This window comes from Clostridium sp. HMP27 (genome assembly GCF_000765165.1).
In the GTDB taxonomy this organism is placed as follows: Bacteria; Bacillota; Clostridia; order Clostridiales; family Clostridiaceae; genus Clostridium_AK.
In genome coordinates, this window is sequence record NZ_JMFY01000014.1 from 148,225 (window position 1) to 172,639 (window position 24,415).

Genomic DNA, 24,415 nt, shown 5'->3' on the forward strand with positions numbered 1-24,415 from the left:
TTTTTATAAAAATACCCCCTAAATTCTAGGGGGTATAATGAATACTATTAATTTATTTTCTAGTAATTCTCCATATTACCCCTGTCTTTGGATAATATTCATCAGGCTCACCCTCAGGAGTAACTGCAAAATCTAATATATACATGGCTTTATCGGGCCCAAAGACTACATCAATAGGTCTTTCGAAGCCTCCATCACCAGTGTAAGAAGCTGCAAAACCAGATTTGTTGATAGCGAAGTTAGTTATTTTCCCTGTCTTCATATTAATTTTTGATATTCTATGACCTACTCCTGGTAAAGGCTTTCCTCCTGTGGTTTCTGGAGCTTCACTACCAAATTCAGCAATATAGGCATCTCCATATGGACCAAAATTACTATCATAATTAAAATCAAAACCCATTATAGCAGAATGTGGGGTAAAGATGCTAAATGGTTTTGGAGGAAACATTGGATGATTAGCAATTAAAAATTTAGGTTGAGGTCTACCTTCAGCTTTAAATCTTGGAAGTGTTACTGGTAGTCCACCGGTATAATCTGGCCAGCCATACCATATTCCAGGCATAATTAGCTGAAACTCATCTGGAGAATTATCAATAGGCCTACTACCTCTAACATCTGCACCATGATTGGTACTAAATAACCTATTAAATCTATCAAATTTTAATCTAAAGGGATTTCTAAGTCCCCATGCAACTAATTCAAGATTTGATCCATCAGGATTTGCTCTAAGTATACTTCCGCTAGCACGTACAATTCCTTTTTTTATTTCATAAGGTACATTTTGAATACCAAAAGGAGAATATGCACCAGTGCAGGGATAATCATTTGGTGATGATGTTTGAATATCCTCAGTCAAAAAGTTTTGCCCATTCAAAACTATGTTACACCCGGCATAATCATGAAAAAATGGATGATTTTCGACCCAACCATTATCTAATCCAACTACACCGGAATTGGTAGCTGTTCCTTGCCCAAAATACATTTTTCCATCGGGACCAAAAACTACTCGGTTGTTATGATGGTCACCGAGGCTAGGTAGACCAGAAATTATATCTTGTTTGGACCCATCAGGTTTAACTATAGTTATATATCCCCTGTGAGATACATAAATGTTTCCATTAAAATAATTAATACCTGTTAAAGGAGGATTAAATCCTTCTGCAACTATTTCGAATCCATTGTTCAAAAGACGAAGAACTTTACCACTTCCAGAGATAACTCCAGCATCAGCTACCAGTATTTGCCCATCATTTGTAAAGATCATGTTTATAGGGGTATCTAATCCTTGTGCAAATACGTCAATGCCATATCCTAATGGTAATTTTATATCTGAAGGATCAAGTTTTCTTTTATATTGCTCTTTGTATTTACTAGATGGTGTGTTTATATTAGAAACTGATTGATTTATTTTTTCCATTAAAAGCTCCTCAAAATTAATATATACATAATATTATATTTTGAAACCAGGTTATTGGTTACTTATTAGACTAAAAATATAAATGAAACAGTAACAGAAAATAATTTAAAGTCATATAATATATAGGTTATATGTGTATTAAGAGTTAAATGTCGGAGGAATAAATGATGAATGCCAAGACTATTGTAATTGGGGCACTATTTGCAGTGATGGCGGCTTTGTTTCAATTAATCCCTACGTTGCTTTCTGAAGTGTTTGTATTTTTAACTATATTTAGTGCACTGCCTATTTATATTGTTTCAAGAATAAATCCAAAGGCAGGTATTTTATCATATTTTGTAGCTGGCATGCTTATCTTATTATTAAGCATACATGAAGGACTATTTTTCTTATGTACTAACGGAATTGTTGGTATTTCACTTGGAGTATGCAGCTATTATACAAAAAAGAAACCTATTATTTGGATTTTAAGTTCTTTCATACTAACAATTACGTTAAGTATAATGAATTATGGCATAGGAATCCCTGTTTTCGGAGGTAAGATTCCAGGTGCAATGATGATTCAGGTAGCAATAATATTTTTATTTTCAATGATTTACAATATTTTATTGTATTATTTTTTAAGGTTCATTTTTAATTTTCAAGAGAGATTAAAGATTTATTGAGTATGGATAAAGAATAAACATACTGATAAAAAAGGGCATACCCCTAATTATGGCGAGTATAGATTTAACTGGGATAAAAGAAAAAATAAATATTAACGCTATATAGATATTCTTGAATTTCTATAGTAAAGGGATAAATACCTATTGGGGCATTTACCTTTTACTATTCATCTCTTATGATTCCTTGGGATATAATCTGATTTGGAGAAAATTTAATCTGTGATAACAGAATTCCTCCAAGTATAAGAATACAGCCTATATATCCCCTGGTACTCATAATTTCTCCAAGTAGAACTGCACCGCCTACAGCACCAAATACTGATTCCATACTTAGAATAATTGCTGCATGAGATGGTTTGGCATCCTTTTGAGCTACCACTTGTAGGGTGTATGCTACACCAACGGATAAAAAGCCACCATAAAGTATTGGAATCAAAGCACTTGATATGCTGCTCATAGTAATCTGTTCCAATATTAAAGCGGATATAAGGCTTAAAAATGAGCATGTTGCACATTGAATACATGATAATTTTAAAGAATCCACCTTATTAGAAAAATAATCTATTACCAAGATATGAGCAGCCCAGAACACGGAACCTATAACTTCAAGGAAATCCCCATAGCTTATACTGAAATTTTCATTTACGCTTAACAGATAGAGTCCAGCAACTGCAAGTCCTACTCCAATCCAGGAGTTTTTCCCAATTTTGTGCCCTAAAAATATTTCAATTATCGGTACGACCACCATGTAAAGACCTGTAATAAAGCTTGCTTTCCCAGCGGTTGTATAGGTAAGGCCAATTTGTTGAAGGGTTGAACCCGCGAAAAGAATGGCACCAATGAGCACTCCAGGTACAATTATTTTCTTTACACTTACTTCAATATTATTTTCATTACTGCTGTCATTTTTCTTTTTCTTATCGAAGTATATAATTAAGGGTAGGAGAGAAATACTTCCAAGGGCAAATCTTATTCCATTGAACGTAAAAGCTCCTACATATTGAGAACCTACTCTTTGTGCAACAAATGCAAATCCCCATATAGCTGAAGTAAGTAATAAAATCATATTAGCACGTAATCTTTTATTATTCATCTGAATCATCTCCTTTTGCTCATTCTAATAGGGTAATAGACATACTAAAGTAAATAAGCACAGCGTAAATGGGCTTTTGATTTATAGCGCATTACGTGCGTAAAGTATATATTTAGCTCTATCTAAAGGATTAACACCAAATCGTTCTCTTTTTGCCCCTAATTCTAAGCTGCAGGGCTCATAGCCAGCAAATTTAGTACTAATTACTGCCTTTCCAGAAGAAATTATGCTTAGAGTAATGGAATATTCTAAGGAGGTGGCCACAGGTAGAACTCCTTCTATAGTAGCGGCATTATTATGAATGGTAGGGTTTTCAAAGACTCCTCTCATCTGAATTATATCATTTAAAACTTTTCCACAGATATCTTCAGGTACAGTAATTCTAAAATTAATCATTGGCTCTAATAAAGTGGTACCTATTTTAGTAAGGCCTTTCATAAGTGCCATGGCAGTAGCTGTAGCAAAATCTCCTGAACGTGAATGTAAAACATGATCTTCGCCTTCCACAAAGGTTATCCTTAAGTCAGTAACATTCCAGCCATAAATTCCTTGCTGCAATATTTTATCTAAGTTATTTTCTATTTCTCTTTGATATTTTAATTTTACCTTTTCAGTTCTGACCTTGGATTCATATATGATACCACTTCCTCGTGGCAGGGGTTCTATTAAGAAATCTACTACAGCCCAGCATGGCTTAGGCATAGTATAGGACTCTTCTCCATAGCCACTAGACACAGGCGTTTCTTTGTAGATAACAGAAGGTGAATCAAAGGCAACTTCTATATTAAATCTTTCCATTAGTATAGATTGGATTATCTCTAATTGAATTTTACCCATAATTTGAATATGAATTTCTTTCTTTTCCTTTATCCATTCCATATTTAATAGGGGATCTTCCGCTTGCAATATATTTAATGCTTCTACTAGGGGTATATAATCCTCTTCTTTTTTTGCATATATTTTTAAAGTTAAAAGAGGGGAGGCAAGAGAAGGGAGTTTTGGAATATGAGTTTTACTTCCTAATATATCGTAGGTACTGCAATCTAGTCCACTTACCATTACTAAATCGCCGCTAGCAGCTGATTTTATATCTATCTGCTTTTGACTTACTATCTTTTTTATCACGGTAACTTTCTCTTTTTTATCCTTGTTTATATTAAATATTTCATCTCTACTTTCCATTTTTCCACTAAATAATTTTAAGTGAGCTGTTTTCCCTAAAGTTTTATGATGAGAAATTTTATATACCAGTGCGGATAATTCACTATCATCTAAATCAACTGGACCTGGTAGATAATTTATAATACTATCAAGTAATTCAGTAACTCCTTCACCTCTTAGCGTAGTTCCAAATAAAACAGGATAAATCTTGCCTTCTTTTGCTTGAATTTCTATCTGATATTTTATAGTATCTATAGCTAAAGAATCTTCTAAGTATTGCTGAAGAAGATCTTCGTTGTTATCACATAATATGCTAACAATGTCTTCTACTAATAATTTATGAATTTCATTATCTATGTCTTTTATGGTTTTTATATTATGAAATTTATCAAATAAGTTTTCTACACTAAAACCATCATCTGTTTTGGAAACCAACTGTATGGGCACAAGCTTATTTGAAAGTAACTTCTTCATATCCTCAAGAATCCTATCAGGAGAAGAACCAATACGATCAAGCTTATTTATAAAAAATATTGTGGGAGTATTAAGTTGTTTTAAAGCATTGAAGTATACTTCTGTTTGAGGCTGAACACCTTCTACAGAGGAAAGTACCACCACGGCACCATCTAAAACGGCTATGCTTCTTTCTACTTCGGCACTGAAATCAATATGCCCAGGAGTATCGATGATATAAATACTAGTTTTTTTCCAATAAAGATCGGTTTCGGAAGCTTTTACTGAAATTCCTCTTTGCTTTTCAATATCTAAAGAATCTGTATGAGTTGTTCCTTTATCAACGCTTCCTAAGGTTCTACTAGAGCCGCTTTGATAAAGTAGCTGCTCTGTCAAAGTAGTTTTACCAGCATCTACGTGAGCGACTATTCCAATATTACGAATACTATTTTTAATTGTCATGGTTGTTTCTCCAATCACAGGTTTATACTAGTTCTTTTTAGTTTACTTATTATTTTAATCAATTTTATAATTTATGTCTAGCATGACCATAGTTTACTAGGAAAAAAGTTACGTTATTACCAAATTACCAATTAATACACTTCATTTGATTTTACGGTGTTAAATGATATAATCTATTTGATACAATTTATAAAAATGGCCATTTTAGGGCAAAAGAACATACATTCGTTATTTATAAAAATAGCAGCGGAGTCATTTGAATTTATATAAGAATTTTGTATTATAGTAGTAAAATAGATATCAAGAAATTGGAGGATAAGAATATGAAATTTATCTCATGGAATGTAAATGGGTTACGTGCTTGTGTACAAAAGGGATTTGAAGATTTTTTTAAGAAGGCAGATGCGGATTTCTTTTGTATTCAGGAAAGTAAATTACAAGAAGGACAGATACAGCTTTCATTTGATGGATATGAACAGTATTGGAATTATGCTGAGAAGAAGGGGTACTCTGGCACAGCAATTTTCACGAAACATACTCCATTATCTGCATCCTATGGAATAGGAATTGAAGAACATGACAAGGAAGGGCGCGTAATTACACTAGAGTATGACAAGTTCTATATTGTTACAGTGTATACACCCAATTCTCAAAGTGAATTAGCAAGGCTAGACTATCGTATGAAATGGGAAGATGATTTTAGAGAGTATTTATTAGCCTTAGATAAGAATAAGCCTGTTATAGTGTGTGGGGATTTGAATGTTGCACATAAAGAAATTGATTTGAAGAATCCAAAAACAAATCGTAATAATGCTGGTTTTACAGATGAAGAAAGATCAAAGTTTAGTAGATTTTTAGAAGCGGGTTTTACAGATACATTTAGATATTTTTATCCGGATAAGGAAGGTGCTTATTCTTGGTGGTCTTATAGATTTAAAGCTAGAGAAAAGAATGCTGGATGGCGTATTGATTATTTCTGCACTTCTAAAAGACTAGATGAAAAACTTGTTTCTGCATCAATACATAGCAATATAATGGGATCTGATCATTGTCCAGTAGAGTGTGAAATAGAATTTTAAAAGAATATATATTAAAGAATATATATTAAAGAATAAAAGATAATATAATTATGTGAACTAATGAGGTGTAATTTATGAATAAAATAGGACCAAATCCAGATAGCATTTATCCAAATGAAAACATAAAGCAAATTTGCTATATCAAGAATGTTATAAAAAACCCCAATATTAAAGTTGGAGACTATACTTACTATGATGATATCAATGGCGCTGAATACTTTGAAAAGCATGTTACACATCACTATGATTTTATTGGTGATAAGCTTATTATCGGCAAGTTTTGTGCAATTGCAAAGGGAATAGAATTTATTATGAATGGTGCAAACCATCGAATGAACTCTGTGACAACCTATCCCTTTAATATCATGGGAAGCGGTTGGGAAAAGGCAATGCCGTCCCTTAAGGATTTACCGTTTAAGGGAGATACTGTTGTTGGTAATGATGTTTGGATTGGTCAAAACGTTACTGTTATGCCGGGAATTCACATAGGTGATGGTGCAATTATTGCGGCAAATTCGGTAGTTACAAAAGATATTCCGCCATATCATATTGCCGGTGGCAATCCTATTAAAATTATTAAAAAACGTTTTGATGATGATTTAATTCAATATCTATTAGATTTAAAATGGTGGGATTGTTCAGCTGAAAAAATTTTCTCTAATCTTGAAATACTTTGCAGCTCTGATTTAGATAGGATCAAAAGTATTAAATAAGGATATTGGAAGCATGCTAATGTTGACAATATAAAAAGTATATAATATAATAAAATTAAAGTTTGATTGTATTAAATTAAATTGGTATAAATCATGTTACGGGGTAAATAAAATGGATAAGTATGATAAAATTAAATTAGAAAATCAAATATGTTTTCCGCTATATGCTTTATCAAGAGAAATTATAAAGCTATATAAGCCAATACTTGATAAATACAATTTAACATATACCCAGTATATAACTATGCTAGTTATATGGGAAGAAGAAAAGATTATCTTTAAAGAATTAGGGAAAAGGTTACATTTAGATTCAGGAACCCTTACTCCTGTAATAAAGAAATTAGAGTCTATGGGATTGATTATTAAATACAGAAGTAAGGAAGATGATAGAGTTGTAATAGTAGAATTAACAGAAGAAGGAAGAGTACTAAAAGAAGATATACTTGAAGTACCAGATAAAATGTTCTGTAAATTTAAAGGCAATGAAGAAACGCTTATTATGTTAAAAAAGTACTTAGATGAGTTACTTAATGTATCAGAAGAATAAGTTGAATTCCTCAGGGAGTTCAACCATATTTTTAAAATAATTGATTTGATGAAATTAAATTTATACAAACTAGTTAAAATTGAGAGGAGAAATAAGATATGAGTTTTTATGATTTTTCAGCAAAAGGTATGAATGGTAAGGAAGTAGACATGAACAATTACAAGGGAAAGGTAGTTTTGATTGTTAACACAGCAAGTAAATGTGGATTAACTCCTCAGTTTAAAGGTTTAGAGGAACTGTACCAAGAATATAAAGATAGCGGGCTTGAAATATTAGGATTCCCTTGTAACCAATTTGCAAATCAAGATTCAGGCAGAAACGATGAAATAAATGAGTTTTGTCAATTGAATTATGGGGTTACATTTAAGATGTTTGAAAAAATAGATGTGAATGGAGAAAATGCTCACCCTTTATATAAATATTTAAAGAACGAATCAAAAGGAGTATTCAGCAAGGAAATAAAATGGAACTTTACAAAGTTTTTAATAGATACTAATGGAAATGTAATAAAAAGATATGCTCCTACAACATCACCATTAAAGCTTAAGAGTGATATAGAAAAGCTGTTAAAGTAGAATTATTAAAAATATGACCAAAATCTTTACCTATGGGTATAGACTTTGGTCATATTACTTCTACAGATCCTATTATTTAGACATAGTAACACGGCAGGATTTGGCATAATGCAACTATGAATGAAGATGTATAATTTAGCACAGAATAGTAGAGTAATACTCTGAATAAATTTCTATAAAGGAGGAATAAATACTATGGGTGAAAAACACGACGCTTCTGTTGCTAGTCAACAAGAAAAAGAAAAGAAGGAAAATAATGCTGGAACTAAACATAAGAAAAAGACACACAAGAAAGATTAATACTAAGATTATTAAAAGAGCTAGCTTAAATATAAATCTAATATAAAAAATATAAATATTACTTTTATACAAATTATATATACAAATTATATATGTATAATATACAATCAATCTGAAGACCAGCAAATTAATTTGCTGGTCTTGTTCTGTAATAAAAGAAAGAAACTCTATCTATTGTAAATGTATTACAAATAGACCGTATATTTGCTATACATTACATTACTTTAATTTCTTAATAATCCCTAATAGGCATTCTTTTATTTATGTGGACTTTTATAAACTATTTATGTTTCTATAATTATCCACATGATTTGTTTTAACCTATCGAGATTTGTAACTCTTTAAAGTACTCTTAAATATCGCTTTATAAATAACTAGCATGCTATTTGATACAGCTAATAATCTTAATTTTATATAGTATATAATTGTATACTTATATAATTTTAGAGCGCTAATAAGAAAAACCATATACTATTGTGAAATTCGCTGATATAATATAAATAATGATATAATAGGAGTGAAGTATATATGATAAAAGAACAATATAATGAACCAAAGAAACAAAAAGCTGGACTTGGAGCAATTAGACCTGATGATTATGTAGAAAGTGAATTTAAAAAGATGGCTGCTGATAAAAAATTAAGCCAAACTGAGATGTTTGAATATATGTTTTGGAATTTTATCAATGGTGAGGAAAAGAAAAAGAAAGAAGAAGCTATAAGTTATGAAAGTGAGTTAAGTTTAATATCTTCTGATTTAAATAATGTGCTATCTCATATTAAAAGTATCACTGAAAAGGCGCAAAATACAGTTATGACATTTAAATCAAATTCAGAGCAAACAGAAAAGAACTTAAATCTTGAGCTGGATACGCTTTCAAAGAAAATTGAAGAGGTTAGAAAAAGAAACTTAGAACTAGAGCGTACTAATCAAATATTTGATGATGTTAAAAATGGATTAGATTCTAAAATAGCTGAATTAAATGGTGTAATTGAGAAGAAAAACATTGAAATTAAAGAGCATGAAGACTTGATAAAGGAGCAATATAGAAAAAATAAGGAACTAGAAAGACAAAATAGTGCTTTGGAAAAAGAAAATACTAAGTTACAATTGGAGAATAAAAAGCTATTAGAACAAGTATCTAGTAATGAAATTAAAATCAAATCCCTTGAAGTTGTAAATGTAAATTTCCAATCCACTATAAATAATATAGAGGTATTAAAAAAAGCTGAGATTTCTGCTATGGAGGAAAGGTATGGATCTATTATTTCTCAATTAAATGATAAAATTAAGTCCTATGATGATGCTAAAACAAAGGAAATAGAAGAAGTTAGAGATGGAATTATAACAAAAATGGAAGCGGAAAGAAAGCTTTCCCTGGCTGAAGCTAAAGTAGAGTTAGCGGAAATGAAAAATAAATATAATGAGTTACTTATACGTTCGAAATAAATTGAAGGGACTTTCCGAAGGCCTCTTATTCGCAAGAAAATGGGCTGATGTGAGCTTGTGTATAGATATTGATTAAGAAAGGGAGCAAGTGTAAAATGGAAGCAAATACGACGGCAGGTTTAAAGCAATTAAAGGCATCTAAAGCGGAGTTTACAAGGTTTCTAATGTATTATAAATTTGGTTTGGATGAATTAAATACTAAAATTGATATTTTAAAGCAAGAATTTCAATACATTCATGATTATAATCCTATTGAACATGTGAAATCTAGAATAAAGAGTCCAGAAAGCATTTTGAGAAAAATCTACAGAAAAGGATATGAGCTATCGCTACCTTCTATAAAAGAAAATATCAAAGATATTGCTGGAATTCGCATAGTATGCTCATTTTCCTCTGATATTTATAAGATTAGTGAGATGCTGCAAAATCAAAAGGATATAAAAACAATTGAATGCAAGGATTATATAAAAAATCCAAAACCAAATGGATATCAAAGTTTACATTTGATTTTACAAGTACCTGTTTTTATGTCTGATAGAACTGAAGATGTTTGTGTGGAAGTTCAAATTAGAACCATTGGGATGGATTTTTGGGCCAGTTTAGAGCATAAAATTTATTATAAATACAATAAAGATGTTCCACAACAGTTAATAGAAGGACTTAAAGAAGCAGCAGATACTGTTTCTCAATTAGATAAAAAAATGGAAAGGATAAACAAAGAGGTAAGTAAGTTCAAAGAATCTGGCGACTCAGATCATGAGATACAAGAGATATTTGTTAATAACCAGAGTTTCTACCTTCCAGATGACCTTTTGCATCTTTAATAAAGAGTAAAGGAGGTAATAAGGCCAAATATTAATGATTAAATTCAGTTTATAGGTATATTATTGATAATATATAAACCGCAATATTTTGCGTCAACGAACATATGTTCCTTGAACGCAAAAATGGCATTATAATGCAAAAGAAGAGAATTATATGAAGAATTCAAAACAAAATATAACTACATTTTTAATATTTTCAGGCAATGCTGTGAAGCAATGAATTGCCAGCTAAGCCTTTAAAATGCATGATATACACTATATAAAAGAAATTTTATAACATTGGAATCAAGATACAATAGTAAACAGTAATAAAGAAACTATTATAATTGTAAATGTGTTAGAATTATCAGTGTAAAGAACATATGTTCCTCCGTCGCGAAAACCAAAATGTAATGATTCTGGATTAGTTTTTCATATAGAATCAATAATGTATGAATATATATGGCTAGTAATTTTAGCCTCCGTCTATTCTCTAGCTAATCTCTTGGAAATTGGCTAATAAAAACTAGCGACTTTTATAATCTGTACACATTTTATTATCATAACTGCTAATACAGATATATACCCTTCTAAATGATAATCTATATCAATTGATATAGAAGTTGGAAAGAGAAGGGGAATTTTAATAAAAATTTATTCAGTTATTATTATATATTATACCAATAATTCCATATATCTATACATGAATTTTGACCGAAAAATAAATTTTAAATTTTTTCAAATGTAAATTTGTATTATTAGGTTTAAATATTTACTTAAATTTTTGTATAAATGGGGATAAGAAAATAGTCAAAAAAATAGGATTTCCCCCCCTCTTTTGCAGAATATACATATTCGCTAAATATACATTTATTAAACTGCGTTATAATTTTAATGCGAATACATATAAGTCAGTAAAATCAACGGTTATAACGATTTTAGGAGGTCTTGTAATATATGCGTGGTCGAACTATAACATACAAGTATAAGAACTTTAAATATACTGATGAAATTAAAAATACACTCTCCTCTGCTATACTTGATTCTAAAGATAATCATGAACTCGAAAAAATTTATAATCATTACGAATCTCTAAATATTGACAGAGGTTATAAATATATCATAAGGGACTTATACATACTTATGATTAAGAAAAATATGAGCACTATAGATATATCCAAAATATACGATGTAAGTATAAGAACTATACAAGTATGGTTAAAAGAACTTGGAATTAATCAATCTCCAAAAGGAAGAGGTAAAAAAACTGTTAATAAAACACCTAAAAATAAACTTTTATCCGGAGAATCGCCTCGTTCGTTATCAAAGGAATATGTTAGAAGCAAAATTGATGACTTATTAATTCAAGTGCTCAATGATTATAAAATAATAGATGAAGATAATAATATTAAATTAAATTATTCCAAAGAATTGGAGAGAAAGATTAAAAATTTGATGAAAATTATAACGGATTAACTGTATAAGTGGTGTTATATATAATTTTGATATTAGTATACTTAAAATCATTAGTGTACTCTAGTATGCTGAGAAAAATTAATATAACTTAATATGCCAAAGTTAATATGTAGTATAAAAGGAGTATAAAATAAACATGAAATTAGATTTTGGATCAATAAGAGAAAATAGCAATACCTTACCAGAATGTATGGTGGATTTTTTAAATTATCTAGAAACTATAAAAGGAAAATCCCCTAATACTATAAAGGGATATAAAGTTGACTTAACTATGTTTTTTAGATTTTTGAAATTATATAAGGGAATACATAAAGATGATTCTATGGAATTTGAAGAAATAACTATAAATGATATTGATAATGATTTTTTAAGAAACATAAAGTTGACTGATTTATATGCATTCATGTCTTTCTTAGAAAAATACAGAGATAATAGCGCTTATGCAAGAGCTAGAAAAGTAGCTACATTAAGATCGTTTTTCAAATATTTACATGGTAAAGCTAAAATTTTAGATGAAAATTTAGCCTTAGAATTAGAGAAACCCAAAATAGATAAGAGAAATCCAGCATATTTGACATTAGAAGAAAGCAAAAAACTATTAAGTGTTATAGATGGTTCTAATCAAGCAAGAGATTATTGTGTAATTACCTTATTTCTAAATTGTGGATTAAGAATATCGGAACTTTGCAGTATAAACATTTCTAAAATAAAAGGTGATATATTAACTATTATCGGTAAAGGAAATAAGGAAAGAACGGTTTATTTAAATAAAGCGTGCATGAAAGCAATTGATAATTATTTGAAGATTAGAAATGAGTACCTAGATAAGATTCCACCTGAACATAGGGATATATTGTTTTTAAATAAGGATAAAAAAGGAATAAGCAAACGTTCCATAGAAGTAATGGTGAAAAAATATATAGGAAAAGCTGGTTTGGATACGGATAAATACACCCCTCACAAATTGAGGCATACAGCTGCTACGCTTATGTATAAACATGGCAATGTAGATATAAGAAGTCTTCAGCAGATATTGGGCCATGAGAATATTTCCACTACTCAAATTTATACGCATGTAGATAATGAAAGATTAAGGGAAGCTGTTAAATCAAATCCATTAAGTGATGAGTATGAGGAATAATCCTCATACCTCTCCCCTAACCTATTAGTTTCTCTTTCTAAGTCTTATAAGACCTGGGTATTCTTCAGATATATATTGAGAAGCCTTTTCTTCGTCCTCTAAAAGATCTCTTAGTCCTTCTATATCATCTATAAGCTCTATCTTTTCGGTGTTATCAGTTGAATCATAGTCGTCATCCCCTACAAAAGAGTCCTCAGTTGAATCTGGCATGTCAAAATCTGTGATATCTTCTTCTTCTTGTGCTATGCCATCTATAGTTACAGAACGCATATCAAAACCATCTTTTTCTAAACATTTCCCGCAATTATTACATATTTTATTTGGATTTAAATCGCATATATCACATTTTCCACAGTCATTACAAGATTTGGTTTCCTCAAAAATACAATATGTATATCTAGCCATATATACCCCTCTTTTTCTAATAAATTTGTTCGATGGCAACCATCCGTAATACTTCCATCCTTTTAGGTTGGAGGTAACGGATGATACGCCCTTGGATAAGTTTTTCTAAGACTCAGCTGGAGATAAGTATTCTTCATAAGTAAACTCCACCTGAGTCTAAGAATCACTTGATATTTAAGTTTTATTTACAATATTTTATTATAACAAATTATGATTCTATATTCAATGAAAGTATTCATAAAAACTAATTTTATTAGAAATTATAGCATATGAGAACACAAGTTTCGAGAACATAAGTTTGATATTTTGTTTATATTATGATATAATTTTATTAAAATTATATGTAAGAGGTGTTCTTATGTCTAGGCAGGATAAGCAAAAGGAAATATACGAATATATAAAGCAGCAAATACATGATAAGGGTTACCCACCTTCCGTAAGAGAAATTTGTAATGCAGTAGGCCTTAAATCCACTTCCACTGTTCACGGTCATCTTCAAAGATTAGAAAAAAAAGGTCTTATAAAAAGGGATCCTACAAAACCTCGTGCTATTGAAGTTATGGATGAATCATTTAAAAGAGAGCTAGTTAGTATTCCTGTAATAGGTACAGTTACTGCAGGTGTGCCTATACTAGCAGTTGAAAATATAGAAGATACCTTTGCTTTGCCTGTTAACTTTATAAGAAGCAATAAAGAAATGTTTATGCTTAAAGTTCATGGAGAAAGCATGATTGATGTAGGAATAATGAATGAGGATTTAGTTATAATAGAAAAAACTAATTCAGCTGAAAATGGAGACATTGTAGTAGCGCTTATCGAAAATGAAGCTACTATAAAAAGATTTTTCAAAGAAAGTGATTTCATAAGACTACAACCTGAAAATAAGACTATGGAGCCTATAATAGTAAAAGAATGTACCATTATAGGGAAACTTATAGGACTTTATAGAAAATATTAAACCAAGCATAACATCATGCTTGGTTTTTTATTTATATATTAAGTTTCTAGTTTAATATTTTATTAAGAGCTATGATTATTCCAGTTTTTGCATGATCAAAAGTAAGACCGCCTTGCAGGTATGCTATATAAGGCTCTCTAATTGGAGCATCAGCTGAAAGTTCTATAGATGATCCTTGTATAAAGGCTCCAGCGGCCATTATAACTTGATCTTCATATCCTGGCATATCCCATGGTTCGCATTGTACAAAGGAGTCTATAGGAGAACCTAGCTGAATACCCTTGCAAAAATTTATAAGCTTTTCTTTATCGTTAAACTTGATTGCTTGAATAATATCACTTCTTTTTTCATTAAACTTTGGAAGTACCTCAAAGCCGGCAAGCTCCATTATTCTTGAACAAAATATAGCTCCTTTTACCGCTTCCATAGCAATATGAGGTGCTAAGAAAAGTCCTTGGAATAAAGTTCTCATCACACCAAAGGTAGAACCGCATTCTCCACCTATTCCCGGAATTGTAAGCCTATATGAGGCTTGAGTTACATACTCTTCTTTACCTGCTATGTATCCGCCTGTAGGAGCAATTCCTCCCCCTATGTTTTTAATAAGGGACCCTGCTACTAAATCTGCACCTACATCCGTAGGTTCTAGAGTATCTATGAATTCTCCATAACAATTGTCCACAAAACAAATAACATCTTCTCTTATGTTTTTAACAAATTTTATAATCTCGCTTATTTCAGATACAAGTAATGAATTTCTCCAACCATAGCCAGTAGATCTTTGAATATGTACGATTTTTATAGAGTTATCTTCTTTTAATGCTGCTTCTACTTCTTTTAAATTTACTTTTCCGTTATCTAAGTCTATTTGTTTATAATTTACTCCGTATTCCTTAAGTGAACCTATGTTCTTTTGCTCTCCAATTCCAATGATTCCGTGTAATGTATCATAAGGAGAACCTACTATTGATAACATAGTATCACCAGGTCTTAAATTCCCAAATAGTGCTGCACCAATGGCATGAGTTCCATTTACAAAATGAGGTCTCACTAGTGCGCTTTCTGTATTAAATATTCTTGCATATACTTTATCTAAAGAATCCCTTCCGATATCTCCATAACCATATCCTGTGGAATTAGTAAAGTGAGACTCGCTTATTCTTTCTTCTTGAAGCGCATTTAAGACCTTTAATTGGTTGAATTCCCTTATTTCATCATACCTTTTAAACTCTTCTTCTACATCTTTTAGAGCTTTTTCATATAAATCTAGTACATTATCTTTTATGTGATAGACATTCTTAAGATAATCTTTAGTTAATTTAATCATTATAATTACATCCTCCAACCTAACAATTCATAATATAGTTTTTAAAATACATACAACTTAATATATTACCACATAAAAAAATAATAGGCAAAAATTTTGCCTATTATTTCCTTAGCCATTAAATTGCGTATCTTGAGGATTAGGTGTAAATAAAATTGCTTTCGCTGGAGTTATAGTTGAAATGGCATGTTTATAAACAAGCATTTGCTTTCCTAAACAATCTAATATAACCGTAAAGCTATCAAATCCCTTTACATAACCAGTTAGTTTGAATCCATTTACAAGATGTATAGTAACATCAGTTTTATTTTTTCTTGCACCATTTAAAAATATATCTTGCAAATTGTTCACTGTTTTATTCATATAACTCACCCTCCATTATAGCTTATATATTATTATTCTATATGATATACTAAAATCCTTTAATTTTTCATGAAAAATACTAAGCACTGCCATTTACTTGACCTAAAATTTCATTTACTATATCATTTTCGCTAGAAAAATCATCTTTATTTATCCAATGAGCATGTTTCTCGCGTCTAAACCAAGTTAGCTGCCTCTTAGCATAATTTCTACTACCCTTTTTAATTAAATAAATAGCTTCATCTAAGGATATCTTACCTTCTAAGTAATAAAGAATTTCCTTATATCCTATTCCCTGCATAGATTGCATTTCTTCTGTATACCCCATAGCTCTTAAGCGCTCTACTTCATCTATAAGACCCTTTTCAAGCATGATGTCTACTCTTTTATCTATCCTGTTATAAAGCTTTTCTCTGTCCATAGTAAGTACAAAATAATGAAGGTTATACGGGATTTCATAACATTCTTTATCCATACTATATTCTCCTATGGTTTTTCCGGTTAATTTATATACTTCCAATGCTCTTATCACTCTTTTTAGATTATTAGCATGTATTTTATTATAAGATTCACTATCTATATCCTTAAGCATTTCATGGACATAATCATTTCCTTTTTCTGCTGCAAGGTTTTCTATATACACTCTATATTCTTCATCTTTATCTGCTTCCGTAAAATTATAGTCATATATAAGTGAGTTTATATATAATCCAGTTCCACCAACTACCATTGGCAGCTTTTTTTCACTATGTATCTTGTTTATACACTCTTCAGCTACTTCTTTAAACTGGGCTACATTAAAACTTTCATGTGGCTCTACTATGTCAATTAAATAGTGATTAATATTATTCATTTCATCATTAGTAATTTTAGCAGAACCTATATTCATGTACTTATATATTTGCATAGAATCAGCTGATATTATTTCGCCATTTAATTTTTTTGCAAGCTTAATAGATATATCGGTTTTTCCAACACCAGTAGGGCCTGCTAGTATAAATAAATCCTTTTTCAAAATTATCTCCCTTTCTACTGAACTCTTTTAAATCTTTTTTCTAATTCATATAAGGTTAGTTTAATTATAGTAGGTCTACCATGAGGACAGGTAAATGGATTGTCGATAAACCTAAGTTCATTTATTAAGGATTTCATTTCCTCAAGAGATAACTTATTATTTGCCTTTACTGCAGACTTACAAGCAAGTTTTGCTATGGTATTATATTTAACATCAGGTGTATTACCGCTTCTCATATTTTTAAGATTATCTAATATTTCCAAAAACAATTTATTTATCTCAGGTTTTCCGAGTATTAAAGGAACTTCTCGTATACTTATAGTATTTTCTCCAAAAATCTCAATATTAAACCCTGCTTTATTAAATATATCTTTATTTTCTATATAATAGCAGTAGTCTTCAGGTAGAAGTTCTATTATAACTGGGCTTATGAGTAGCTGAGAAATCACTTCCTGATGTGATATGTTTTTAGAATATGTTTCAAATAATATCTTTTCATGAGCTGCATGTTGGTCTATTATATAAAGATCGTCACTCATCTCCCCTAATATATAAGTTTTATTAAACTGACCTATTATATTTATTTCTGGTAATTTTGCAAGCTTTTGGGCTTCTAGAATTTGTTCTTTTTTAGCTGGATCTTCTTTTATATATAATGATGGCTTTTCTTCAAAGTTATCATTATGAGTCTCAGTAATTATAACTTTATGTTCTGAAGTATATTCATTGTTTAAATTTGAGTTTATATTAATATCGTTAGTTTTCTCATTGGTTTTTTCACTGAAGTTTCCAGATGATACAACTGAATTTGAGGAATTTAGAAAATCTATAGGTAGCTGCAATGTTTCTATAGACTTAATTTCTTTTTCTGCTTCTTTTACTTCCTCTTCTATATTAAATGAATTTATAACACTATTTTTTATTGCTTCATGAACAGAATGAAATACAGTTCCAAATAATTCACGTTCATCTTTAAATTTAACTTCAGTTTTAGTAGGATGCACATTTACATCCACATACTCTGGAAATATATCTATAAATAATATAAAGAAGGGATATTTATTTATAGTTAAGAAGGATTTAAAGGCATTTTCTACAGCTGTAGTAATAACCCTGCTCTTTATATATCTTTTATTTACAAATATGCTTTGATGGTTTCTGCTACCGCGACTTATTTCGCTATTTCCTATAAAACCATGTACAGAAATTATATCCTTATGCGACTCAAAATATATCACATTTTCTAAAACGGTTTTCCCATATACATTTCGAATAACGTCTTTTATATCTCCTGTCCCAAAAGAATGAAGCACTACTTTTTCGTTATTTATTAGTTTAAAAGATACATCTGGATGAGCAAGTGCCAGTCTTTGTACAATATCAGATATTAATGATGCTTCACGAGAAGAAGATTTTAAAAATTTAAGTCTTGCAGGTACATTATAAAACAAATCCTGTACTTCAATTGTTGTACCATTATTACTTCCTGTATCTTTTAGGTAATGTATGTTACCACCTTCAATATGAATTTCCCTACCAAAATCCAAATCTTTAATTTTGCTTTTGAGAGTAACCTTAGATACTGAGGAGATGCTAGCTAGCGCTTCTCCTCTAAAACCCATGGTACTCAATTTGAATATATCATCAATACTCGAAATTTTGCTTGTTGCATGTGGTAAAAATGCCTTTTCTATATCATCAGGATGTATACCTACTCCATCATCTGTGATTTTTATAAGCTTTTGGCCACCTTCTATTATTTCCATAACAATGTTTTTAGCACCAGCATCCAAGCTGTTTTCTAAAAGCTCCTTTACAACGGAAAAAGGTCTTTCTACCACTTCGCCAGCAGCTATTTTATTAGAAGTATTTTTATCTAATACATTTATTCTAACCAAACTCATCACACCTTTGAGATAGTTTTAGCTTTTCTAATTATTTCATAAAGTTTATTAAATCCTTCTATAGGCGTTACATTCATGATGTCTATGGATGCAATCTCATCTAAAAGATTACTTTTTTCAATGTCAGTAAAGTTTAATTGCAGGCTTTCCTCTTTAATTTCATGATTTTTAGAAGGTATAGCATTGGTTTTTGGCTCGCTTAAAGTTTTACTTATTGCAACTTCAGATGTATTGCATGATAGTTCATCTATATTTGTTACAACATTTTTATTTTTTTCAATTGTATTAAGTATTTCTTTAGCTCTTTCTATAACTTTGTCAGGTAAGCCAGCAAGCTTTGCAACTTCTATTCCGTAAGACTCATCAGCACCGCCCTGTACTATTTTTCTTAAAAATACTAATTCATTATCTATTTTTTTAATAGAAACTGAAAAGTTTTTAACGCCCTTAAGTTTATTTTCCAATACTATTAGTTCGTGATAATGAGTAGCAAATAGCGTTTTGCATTTTAAATCTTCATCTCCACACATATGCTCTATAACAGACCAAGCGATGCTTAATCCATCAAAGGTACTGGTACCCCTTCCGACTTCATCTAATAGCACTAAGCTCTTATTAGTGGCATTTTGAAGTATATTTGCAACTTCCCACATTTCAACCATAAATGTACTTTTACCTGCTGCTAAATCATCTGATGCACCTATTCTTGTAAATATTTTATCACATATTGATATTTTAGCTGATTTTGCAGGAACAAAGCTTCCTATTTGAGCCATAATAGTAATAAGGGCAACTTGCCTCATATAAGTTGATTTTCCAGCCATATTAGGGCCTGTAATCAAAATCATTTGATTTTCTTTTGTATCCATAAGTGTATCATTGGATATAAAGCATCCCGTAGGTATCATCTTTTCTACTACAGGATGACGGCCTTCTGTAATGGATAAATCATTATCATCAGATATAGAAGGCTTGCAGTAATTATTTTCCAATGCCACAGTAGCTAATGAACTTAAACAATCTAGTTCTGAAATTATATGGCCGGATTTTTTCATTCTATCTATTTCATTTTCGATAGTACTTCTTATTTGTAAAAATATATCATATTCTAAAGCAGTTAATTTTTCCTCTGCTCCTAAGATCTTTTCTTCCATTTCTTTTAGTTCAGGAGTAATATATCTTTCGGCATTTGATAAGGTTTGTTTTCGTATGTAACGTCCTTCTGGGATTGAAGCAATATTACTTTTGGTTATTTCTATAAAGTAACCAAAAACTTTATTATATCCTACTTTTAAAGACTTTATACCTGTAAAATCCTTTTCCTGTGCCTCAAGCTTAGAAATCCACTCCTTACCATGGGCCTTAGCATCTCTTAAGCTGTCTATATCATTATTATATCCTGATTTTATTATATTTCCTTCTTTTATGGATAAAGATGGATTATCTACGATTGATTCTTCTAGTAAATTATAAATATCACTTAATCCATCAATATTTAAGTACATATCTTTTAATAGACCACTATTAAAGTTGCTAAGTATTTGCTTTATAGCAGGGATATTTCCAATGGAATTTTTAAGTGCTATAAGTTCTTTTGCATTTACATTTTTAGAAGATATCTTCCCAACTATTCTCTCTATGTCGTATATGCTTTTTAAAGATTCTTTTATATCTTCATGAAGAGAAATATTAGATATAATGTCTTCTATTGCATCTAATCTATTATTTATTAATTCCTTATTTACAAGCGGCTGCTCAACCCACTTTCTTAGTTGTCTCCCTCCCATAGATGTACTGGTTTTATCTAATACCCATAAAAGAGATCCTTTTTTACTTTTTTCTCTTAAAGTTTCCGTAAGCTCAAGATTTTTTCGTGAATTAATATCCATAGATAAAAAGTCCAATATATGATAATATTCAAATTTATCTATGTGAGAAAGAGAGGTGTTTTGGGTTTCGATTATATACGTAAGCAGTGCCGCGCTGCTTTTTATTACACATTTACTAAAGGAAGCAGGATTAAAATCTAAAAATTGCTCTTTAAGCGCATTTTCATTGTTATAATATGTATCATCTATAAAAGTAAGAGAAGTTTTAAATCTTTCTTTAATTTCTAAAGTGATGCTTTCACTTATATTACTATTTACCAATATTTCGCTAGGATTAAATTTAGAAATTTCATTCAATATTACTGAAATTTCCATTTTAGTATAAGTAGAGATAAATTCACCAGTAGAAACATCACAAAAACTTAGTCCTGCATTGTCCTTATCAGTATGTATACTCATTATAAAGTTATTTTTATTTTCTTCTAGAAATGAGGAATCTGTATATGTACCTGGAGTTATTATTTTTGTTATATCTCTTTTTACAATTCCTTTGGCAACTGAAGGATCTTCCAATTGTTCACCTATTGCCACTTTATAACCTTTAGATATAAGTCTGCTTATATAGGAGCTTGCTGAGTGATAAGGAATTCCACACATAGGAGCTCTTTTATCAAGACCACAATCTCTGCCTGTAAGAACTAACTCTAATTCTTTAGATGCAACTTCAGCATCTTCAAAGAACATTTCGTAAAAGTCTCCTAATCTAAAAAATAATATACAATCTTTACATTTTTCTTTTATTTCAAGATATTGCTGCATCATTGGAGTGAGTGCCAATTTTACAAAACCTCCTTAAATAGTATTAAAGGCATATAATGCCGTACTAGTGCATTATATGCTCTTTCAAATTTATATTTCTTCGCCTAATAGTGAAAAAGTTTGTGCTTTAGTTATTTTTACATTAACTATTTTACCTATATTATCTTTATTTCCAGCAAAGTTTACAAGTTTACTTGTTTCAGTTCTTCCCATAAGCTTTTCATCATCACTTTTACTTGTACCTTCTACTAAAACTTTCACTGTACGGCCTTCATATTCCTTGTTTTTCTTTGCACAGGCTTTATTTACTTCTTCTACTAATCTATTAAATCTTTCGCGCTTAACTTCTTCGCTTACCTGAGTTTCAAATTCACAAGCGGGAGTTCCTTTTCTTGTAGAATAAAGGAAAGTGAAAGCAGAATCATACTCTACTTCGCTAACTAAGCTTAGAGTCTCGCTAAAATCTTCTTCTGTTTCTCCAGGGAAACCAACTATTATATCTGTGGTTAAAGCTACTCCAGGAATTTTTGCCTTTATTTTATTTACTAAATTTAAATACTCTTCTCTTGTATATTTTCTATTCATTTCTTTTAGTATCTTACTTGAACCTGATTGGACAGGTAAATGAATGTGATCACATAATTTACTACATTCAGCTACAGCATCTATAACATCATCAGTTAAATCCTTTGGATGAGAAGTCATAAATCTTATTCTTTCTATACCATTTATATTATTAAGTCTTTTTAAAAGATTTGCAAAGCTAAGACTTGGAACTAAATCTTTTCCATAAGAATTTACGTTTTGTCCAAGTAGAGTTACTTCTTTATATCCTTTATCAACAAGAGCCATTATTTCTTTTTCAATTTCTTCAGGAGTTCTGCTTCTTTCTCTACCTCTAACATAAGGAACTATACAGTAAGTGCAGAAGTTATTGCAGCCATACATAATAGTTACAAAAGCTTTAGTATTGCTTTCTCTATCTATAGGAAGTCCTTCCACAATACCCTTTTCCTTATCCCATACTTCTATTATTGATTTGTTTTCTTGTCTTGTTCTATTTAAATACTCAGGGAACATATGGGCATTATGGGTTCCGAATATTATATCTACAAAAGGATATTTCTTTATTATAGCTTCAGCCATACCCTCCTGCTGCATCATACATCCACATACAGCAATAATTAAATCAGAATTTTTTTCTTTTAATGCTTTTAACGCTCCAAGATTACCATATACTTTAAGTTCTGCGTTTTCTCTTACACAACATGTATTAAAAATTATAATACTTGATTTTTTCTTTTCTTCAGTTTTAGCATAACCCATATTTTTTAGCATTCCTGAAAGCTTTTCGGAATCCTCTTCATTCATCTGGCAGCCCCAGGTTTCTATATAAAAGTATTTTTGATTATCCATAATTATTTCACCTCATATTAAAGTTTTCATAAGTAACATTAAACATTATACTATATTTTATAGTGTTTATCTATTTTTTATTGAAATTTGTAGAATTATAAGAAATAAATAAAAGACACAGCGTGAGACTATGTCTTTATTTCTAATTTCACATATTCTTTTAAAACATTAAATCCGCAATCCTTATATAAATTAAATGCAACGGTATTATTTGTGTCCACATTTATAATTGCCGTATTATAACTATAATTGTCTATTATTTTTAAAAGGTAATTTATAAGCAGTTTACCGTAACCCTTACCTCTATAATCAGGCAAAATACCTACATTTACAATAATAGGTATATCTCCTTCTATTATAACTTGACCATATCCAATATATTTATTATTCTCTTTTATGAATATAGCACCGGGACTAAAATAATAATATTGATTTTCATCAAAGTAGATATCCTTTGTAGAAATAGGAACTCTATTTTTATCTTTAAATACCTCATTTTGAATGTCACATCTTATTTTTTCATCTAATCCTTTTCTAAATACTTCAAAACTTATAGTTTCTACTGATACAGATTTTATTTCCTTTTTTAAATCCAAACCCATTTCAATTGTGCCTACTTTTTTACTAAAACCTGCTTCTTTTAGTAGTTGTATATTGAATTCATTGGTTTCACATAAAAAATCTGCTGTAAAACCTGGCTTTAAAGTTTTTAAAAGTAGTCTTAAATAGTCTGCACTTTTACTAGATAAATCTACACTTAAAGCCCTTATATTATAGAAATTTTTGTTATCTATAGAAGTCCAAATATATCCGCATAAGTTTTTATTATCCTGAAGTATGCTTATATTTCTACGCAAAAATAATTTTTGCGGTAAAGTTGTAGTGCTATAATATTGAAAAAAATCTTCGTTTAAAGAGTTAAATGATTTTCTAGCAGCATTTAATTCTTTAAATTGTGGCATTAAACTCTTACTTAACTTAACATATTTGCACATAACATTCCTCATAAGCCTAATATTATATAAATAAGTATAAAACTTTAAAA

21 protein-coding genes are annotated in these 24,415 nt (G+C 30.2%); 10 read left to right on the top strand and 11 right to left on the bottom strand.

From position 1 onward, the window contains the following. Positions 1-52 precede the first annotated feature (52 nt). Positions 53-1,417 carry a PQQ-dependent sugar dehydrogenase gene (locus DP68_RS06700; protein ID WP_291547781.1) on the bottom strand — a complete coding sequence of 455 codons (1,365 nt, stop codon included), beginning with the start codon at positions 1,415-1,417 and terminating at the stop codon, positions 53-55. Between the two features lie 164 nt (positions 1,418-1,581). Here DP68_RS06700 and DP68_RS06705 point away from each other — a divergent pair, with 164 nt between their 5' ends. Beyond that, positions 1,582-2,082, top strand: a complete 501-nt coding sequence (locus DP68_RS06705; RefSeq protein WP_291547783.1) for a hypothetical protein — start codon at positions 1,582-1,584, stop codon at positions 2,080-2,082. 163 nt (positions 2,083-2,245) lie between these two features. On the opposite strand, the gene DP68_RS06710 is transcribed toward DP68_RS06705, so the two are convergent. Beyond that, on the bottom strand, positions 2,246-3,175 hold the full coding sequence (locus DP68_RS06710; protein ID WP_035307717.1) for a DMT family transporter: 930 nt from the start codon (positions 3,173-3,175) through the stop codon (positions 2,246-2,248). Positions 3,176-3,256: 81 nt separating this feature from the next. Then, positions 3,257-5,251: a TetM/TetW/TetO/TetS family tetracycline resistance ribosomal protection protein gene (locus DP68_RS06715; protein ID WP_035307719.1), complete on the bottom strand. Its 1,995-nt coding sequence runs from the start codon at positions 5,249-5,251 to the stop codon at positions 3,257-3,259. Between the two features lie 323 nt (positions 5,252-5,574). On the opposite strand from DP68_RS06715, the gene DP68_RS06720 reads away from it, so the two are divergent. The 8 genes from DP68_RS06720 (at position 5,575) to DP68_RS06755 (ending at position 13,334) form a co-directional block, all read left to right on the top strand. Then, the gene (locus DP68_RS06720; protein ID WP_035307721.1) at positions 5,575-6,330 is read left to right on the top strand and encodes an exodeoxyribonuclease III; all 756 of its coding nucleotides are present in this window, start codon (positions 5,575-5,577) and stop codon (positions 6,328-6,330) included. Between the two features lie 74 nt (positions 6,331-6,404). Further along, positions 6,405-7,043: a Vat family streptogramin A O-acetyltransferase gene (locus DP68_RS06725; protein ID WP_035307722.1), complete on the top strand. Its 639-nt coding sequence runs from the start codon at positions 6,405-6,407 to the stop codon at positions 7,041-7,043. 112 nt (positions 7,044-7,155) lie between these two features. Next, the gene (locus DP68_RS06730; RefSeq protein WP_035307723.1) at positions 7,156-7,590 is read left to right on the top strand and encodes a MarR family transcriptional regulator; all 435 of its coding nucleotides are present in this window, start codon (positions 7,156-7,158) and stop codon (positions 7,588-7,590) included. A 98-nt stretch (positions 7,591-7,688) separates the two neighbouring features. After that, on the top strand, positions 7,689-8,165 hold the full coding sequence (locus DP68_RS06735; protein WP_035307724.1) for a glutathione peroxidase: 477 nt from the start codon (positions 7,689-7,691) through the stop codon (positions 8,163-8,165). An 828-nt stretch (positions 8,166-8,993) separates the two neighbouring features. Further along, complete coding sequence (locus DP68_RS06740; RefSeq protein ID WP_035307726.1) at positions 8,994-9,914, top strand: hypothetical protein; 921 nt, start codon at positions 8,994-8,996, stop codon at positions 9,912-9,914. Positions 9,915-10,009: 95 nt separating this feature from the next. After that, the gene (locus DP68_RS06745) at positions 10,010-10,738 is read left to right on the top strand and encodes a GTP pyrophosphokinase family protein (RefSeq protein ID WP_035307736.1); all 729 of its coding nucleotides are present in this window, start codon (positions 10,010-10,012) and stop codon (positions 10,736-10,738) included. A gap of 936 nt (positions 10,739-11,674) precedes the next feature. Continuing rightward, the gene (locus tag DP68_RS18860) at positions 11,675-12,193 is read left to right on the top strand and encodes a hypothetical protein (RefSeq protein ID WP_052085674.1); all 519 of its coding nucleotides are present in this window, start codon (positions 11,675-11,677) and stop codon (positions 12,191-12,193) included. A gap of 136 nt (positions 12,194-12,329) precedes the next feature. After that, positions 12,330-13,334, top strand: a complete 1,005-nt coding sequence (locus DP68_RS06755; RefSeq protein WP_035307749.1) for a tyrosine recombinase XerC — start codon at positions 12,330-12,332, stop codon at positions 13,332-13,334. A 24-nt stretch (positions 13,335-13,358) separates the two neighbouring features. Here DP68_RS06755 and DP68_RS06760 read toward each other — a convergent pair whose 3' ends face one another. Then, positions 13,359-13,739, bottom strand: coding sequence for a hypothetical protein (locus DP68_RS06760; RefSeq protein ID WP_035307756.1), 381 nt, complete (start codon positions 13,737-13,739; stop codon positions 13,359-13,361). A gap of 358 nt (positions 13,740-14,097) precedes the next feature. Between DP68_RS06760 and lexA the strand changes: the two genes are divergently transcribed. After that, entirely contained in the window at positions 14,098-14,697 is a 600-nt protein-coding gene (gene lexA / locus DP68_RS06765; protein WP_035307758.1) for a transcriptional repressor LexA, read from the top strand. Positions 14,698-14,743: 46 nt separating this feature from the next. On the opposite strand, the gene DP68_RS06770 is transcribed toward lexA, so the two are convergent. The 7 genes from DP68_RS06770 to DP68_RS06800 all read right to left on the bottom strand — a co-directional run bounded on the left by DP68_RS06770 (position 14,744) and on the right by DP68_RS06800 (position 24,365). After that, positions 14,744-16,024, bottom strand: a complete 1,281-nt coding sequence (locus DP68_RS06770) for a methionine gamma-lyase family protein (RefSeq protein ID WP_035307760.1) — start codon at positions 16,022-16,024, stop codon at positions 14,744-14,746. Positions 16,025-16,135: 111 nt separating this feature from the next. Next, positions 16,136-16,387 carry an RNA chaperone Hfq gene (gene hfq, locus DP68_RS06775; protein ID WP_035307762.1) on the bottom strand — a complete coding sequence of 84 codons (252 nt, stop codon included), beginning with the start codon at positions 16,385-16,387 and terminating at the stop codon, positions 16,136-16,138. Between the two features lie 79 nt (positions 16,388-16,466). Continuing rightward, positions 16,467-17,402 (bottom strand): tRNA (adenosine(37)-N6)-dimethylallyltransferase MiaA, encoded by a 936-nt coding sequence (gene miaA, locus DP68_RS06780; protein ID WP_035307763.1) that lies wholly within the window; start codon positions 17,400-17,402, stop codon positions 16,467-16,469. A 14-nt stretch (positions 17,403-17,416) separates the two neighbouring features. Next, the gene (mutL, locus tag DP68_RS06785) at positions 17,417-19,300 is read right to left on the bottom strand and encodes a DNA mismatch repair endonuclease MutL (protein WP_035307764.1); all 1,884 of its coding nucleotides are present in this window, start codon (positions 19,298-19,300) and stop codon (positions 17,417-17,419) included. Positions 19,301-19,305: 5 nt separating this feature from the next. After that, the gene (gene mutS / locus DP68_RS06790; protein ID WP_035307765.1) at positions 19,306-21,972 is read right to left on the bottom strand and encodes a DNA mismatch repair protein MutS; all 2,667 of its coding nucleotides are present in this window, start codon (positions 21,970-21,972) and stop codon (positions 19,306-19,308) included. A 72-nt stretch (positions 21,973-22,044) separates the two neighbouring features. Continuing rightward, complete coding sequence (miaB, locus tag DP68_RS06795) at positions 22,045-23,370, bottom strand: tRNA (N6-isopentenyl adenosine(37)-C2)-methylthiotransferase MiaB (protein WP_035307766.1); 1,326 nt, start codon at positions 23,368-23,370, stop codon at positions 22,045-22,047. A gap of 128 nt (positions 23,371-23,498) precedes the next feature. Next, a complete protein-coding gene (locus DP68_RS06800) occupies positions 23,499-24,365 on the bottom strand; it encodes a GNAT family N-acetyltransferase (protein ID WP_035307768.1) in 867 nt (288 codons plus the stop codon). Positions 24,366-24,415: the final 50 nt, after the last annotated feature.

Excerpts from the sequence above, each read along its gene's own strand:
- DP68_RS06700 (WP_291547781.1), bottom strand. The coding sequence starts at position 1,417 with ATGGAAAAAATAAATCAATCAGTTTCTAATATAAACACACCATCTAGT.
- DP68_RS06705 (WP_291547783.1), top strand. The coding sequence starts at position 1,582 with ATGATGAATGCCAAGACTATTGTAATTGGGGCACTATTTGCAGTGATG.
- DP68_RS06710 (WP_035307717.1), bottom strand. The coding sequence starts at position 3,175 with ATGAATAATAAAAGATTACGTGCTAATATGATTTTATTACTTACTTCA.
- DP68_RS06715 (WP_035307719.1), bottom strand. The coding sequence starts at position 5,251 with ATGACAATTAAAAATAGTATTCGTAATATTGGAATAGTCGCTCACGTA.
- DP68_RS06720 (WP_035307721.1), top strand. The coding sequence starts at position 5,575 with ATGAAATTTATCTCATGGAATGTAAATGGGTTACGTGCTTGTGTACAA.
- DP68_RS06725 (WP_035307722.1), top strand. The coding sequence starts at position 6,405 with ATGAATAAAATAGGACCAAATCCAGATAGCATTTATCCAAATGAAAAC.
- DP68_RS06730 (WP_035307723.1), top strand. The coding sequence starts at position 7,156 with ATGGATAAGTATGATAAAATTAAATTAGAAAATCAAATATGTTTTCCG.
- DP68_RS06735 (WP_035307724.1), top strand. The coding sequence starts at position 7,689 with ATGAGTTTTTATGATTTTTCAGCAAAAGGTATGAATGGTAAGGAAGTA.
- DP68_RS06740 (WP_035307726.1), top strand. The coding sequence starts at position 8,994 with ATGATAAAAGAACAATATAATGAACCAAAGAAACAAAAAGCTGGACTT.
- DP68_RS06745 (WP_035307736.1), top strand. The coding sequence starts at position 10,010 with ATGGAAGCAAATACGACGGCAGGTTTAAAGCAATTAAAGGCATCTAAA.
- DP68_RS18860 (WP_052085674.1), top strand. The coding sequence starts at position 11,675 with ATGCGTGGTCGAACTATAACATACAAGTATAAGAACTTTAAATATACT.
- DP68_RS06755 (WP_035307749.1), top strand. The coding sequence starts at position 12,330 with ATGAAATTAGATTTTGGATCAATAAGAGAAAATAGCAATACCTTACCA.
- DP68_RS06760 (WP_035307756.1), bottom strand. The coding sequence starts at position 13,739 with ATGGCTAGATATACATATTGTATTTTTGAGGAAACCAAATCTTGTAAT.
- lexA (WP_035307758.1), top strand. The coding sequence starts at position 14,098 with ATGTCTAGGCAGGATAAGCAAAAGGAAATATACGAATATATAAAGCAG.
- DP68_RS06770 (WP_035307760.1), bottom strand. The coding sequence starts at position 16,024 with ATGATTAAATTAACTAAAGATTATCTTAAGAATGTCTATCACATAAAA.
- hfq (WP_035307762.1), bottom strand. The coding sequence starts at position 16,387 with ATGAATAAAACAGTGAACAATTTGCAAGATATATTTTTAAATGGTGCA.
- miaB (WP_035307766.1), bottom strand. The coding sequence starts at position 23,370 with ATGGATAATCAAAAATACTTTTATATAGAAACCTGGGGCTGCCAGATG.
- DP68_RS06800 (WP_035307768.1), bottom strand. The coding sequence starts at position 24,365 with ATGTGCAAATATGTTAAGTTAAGTAAGAGTTTAATGCCACAATTTAAA.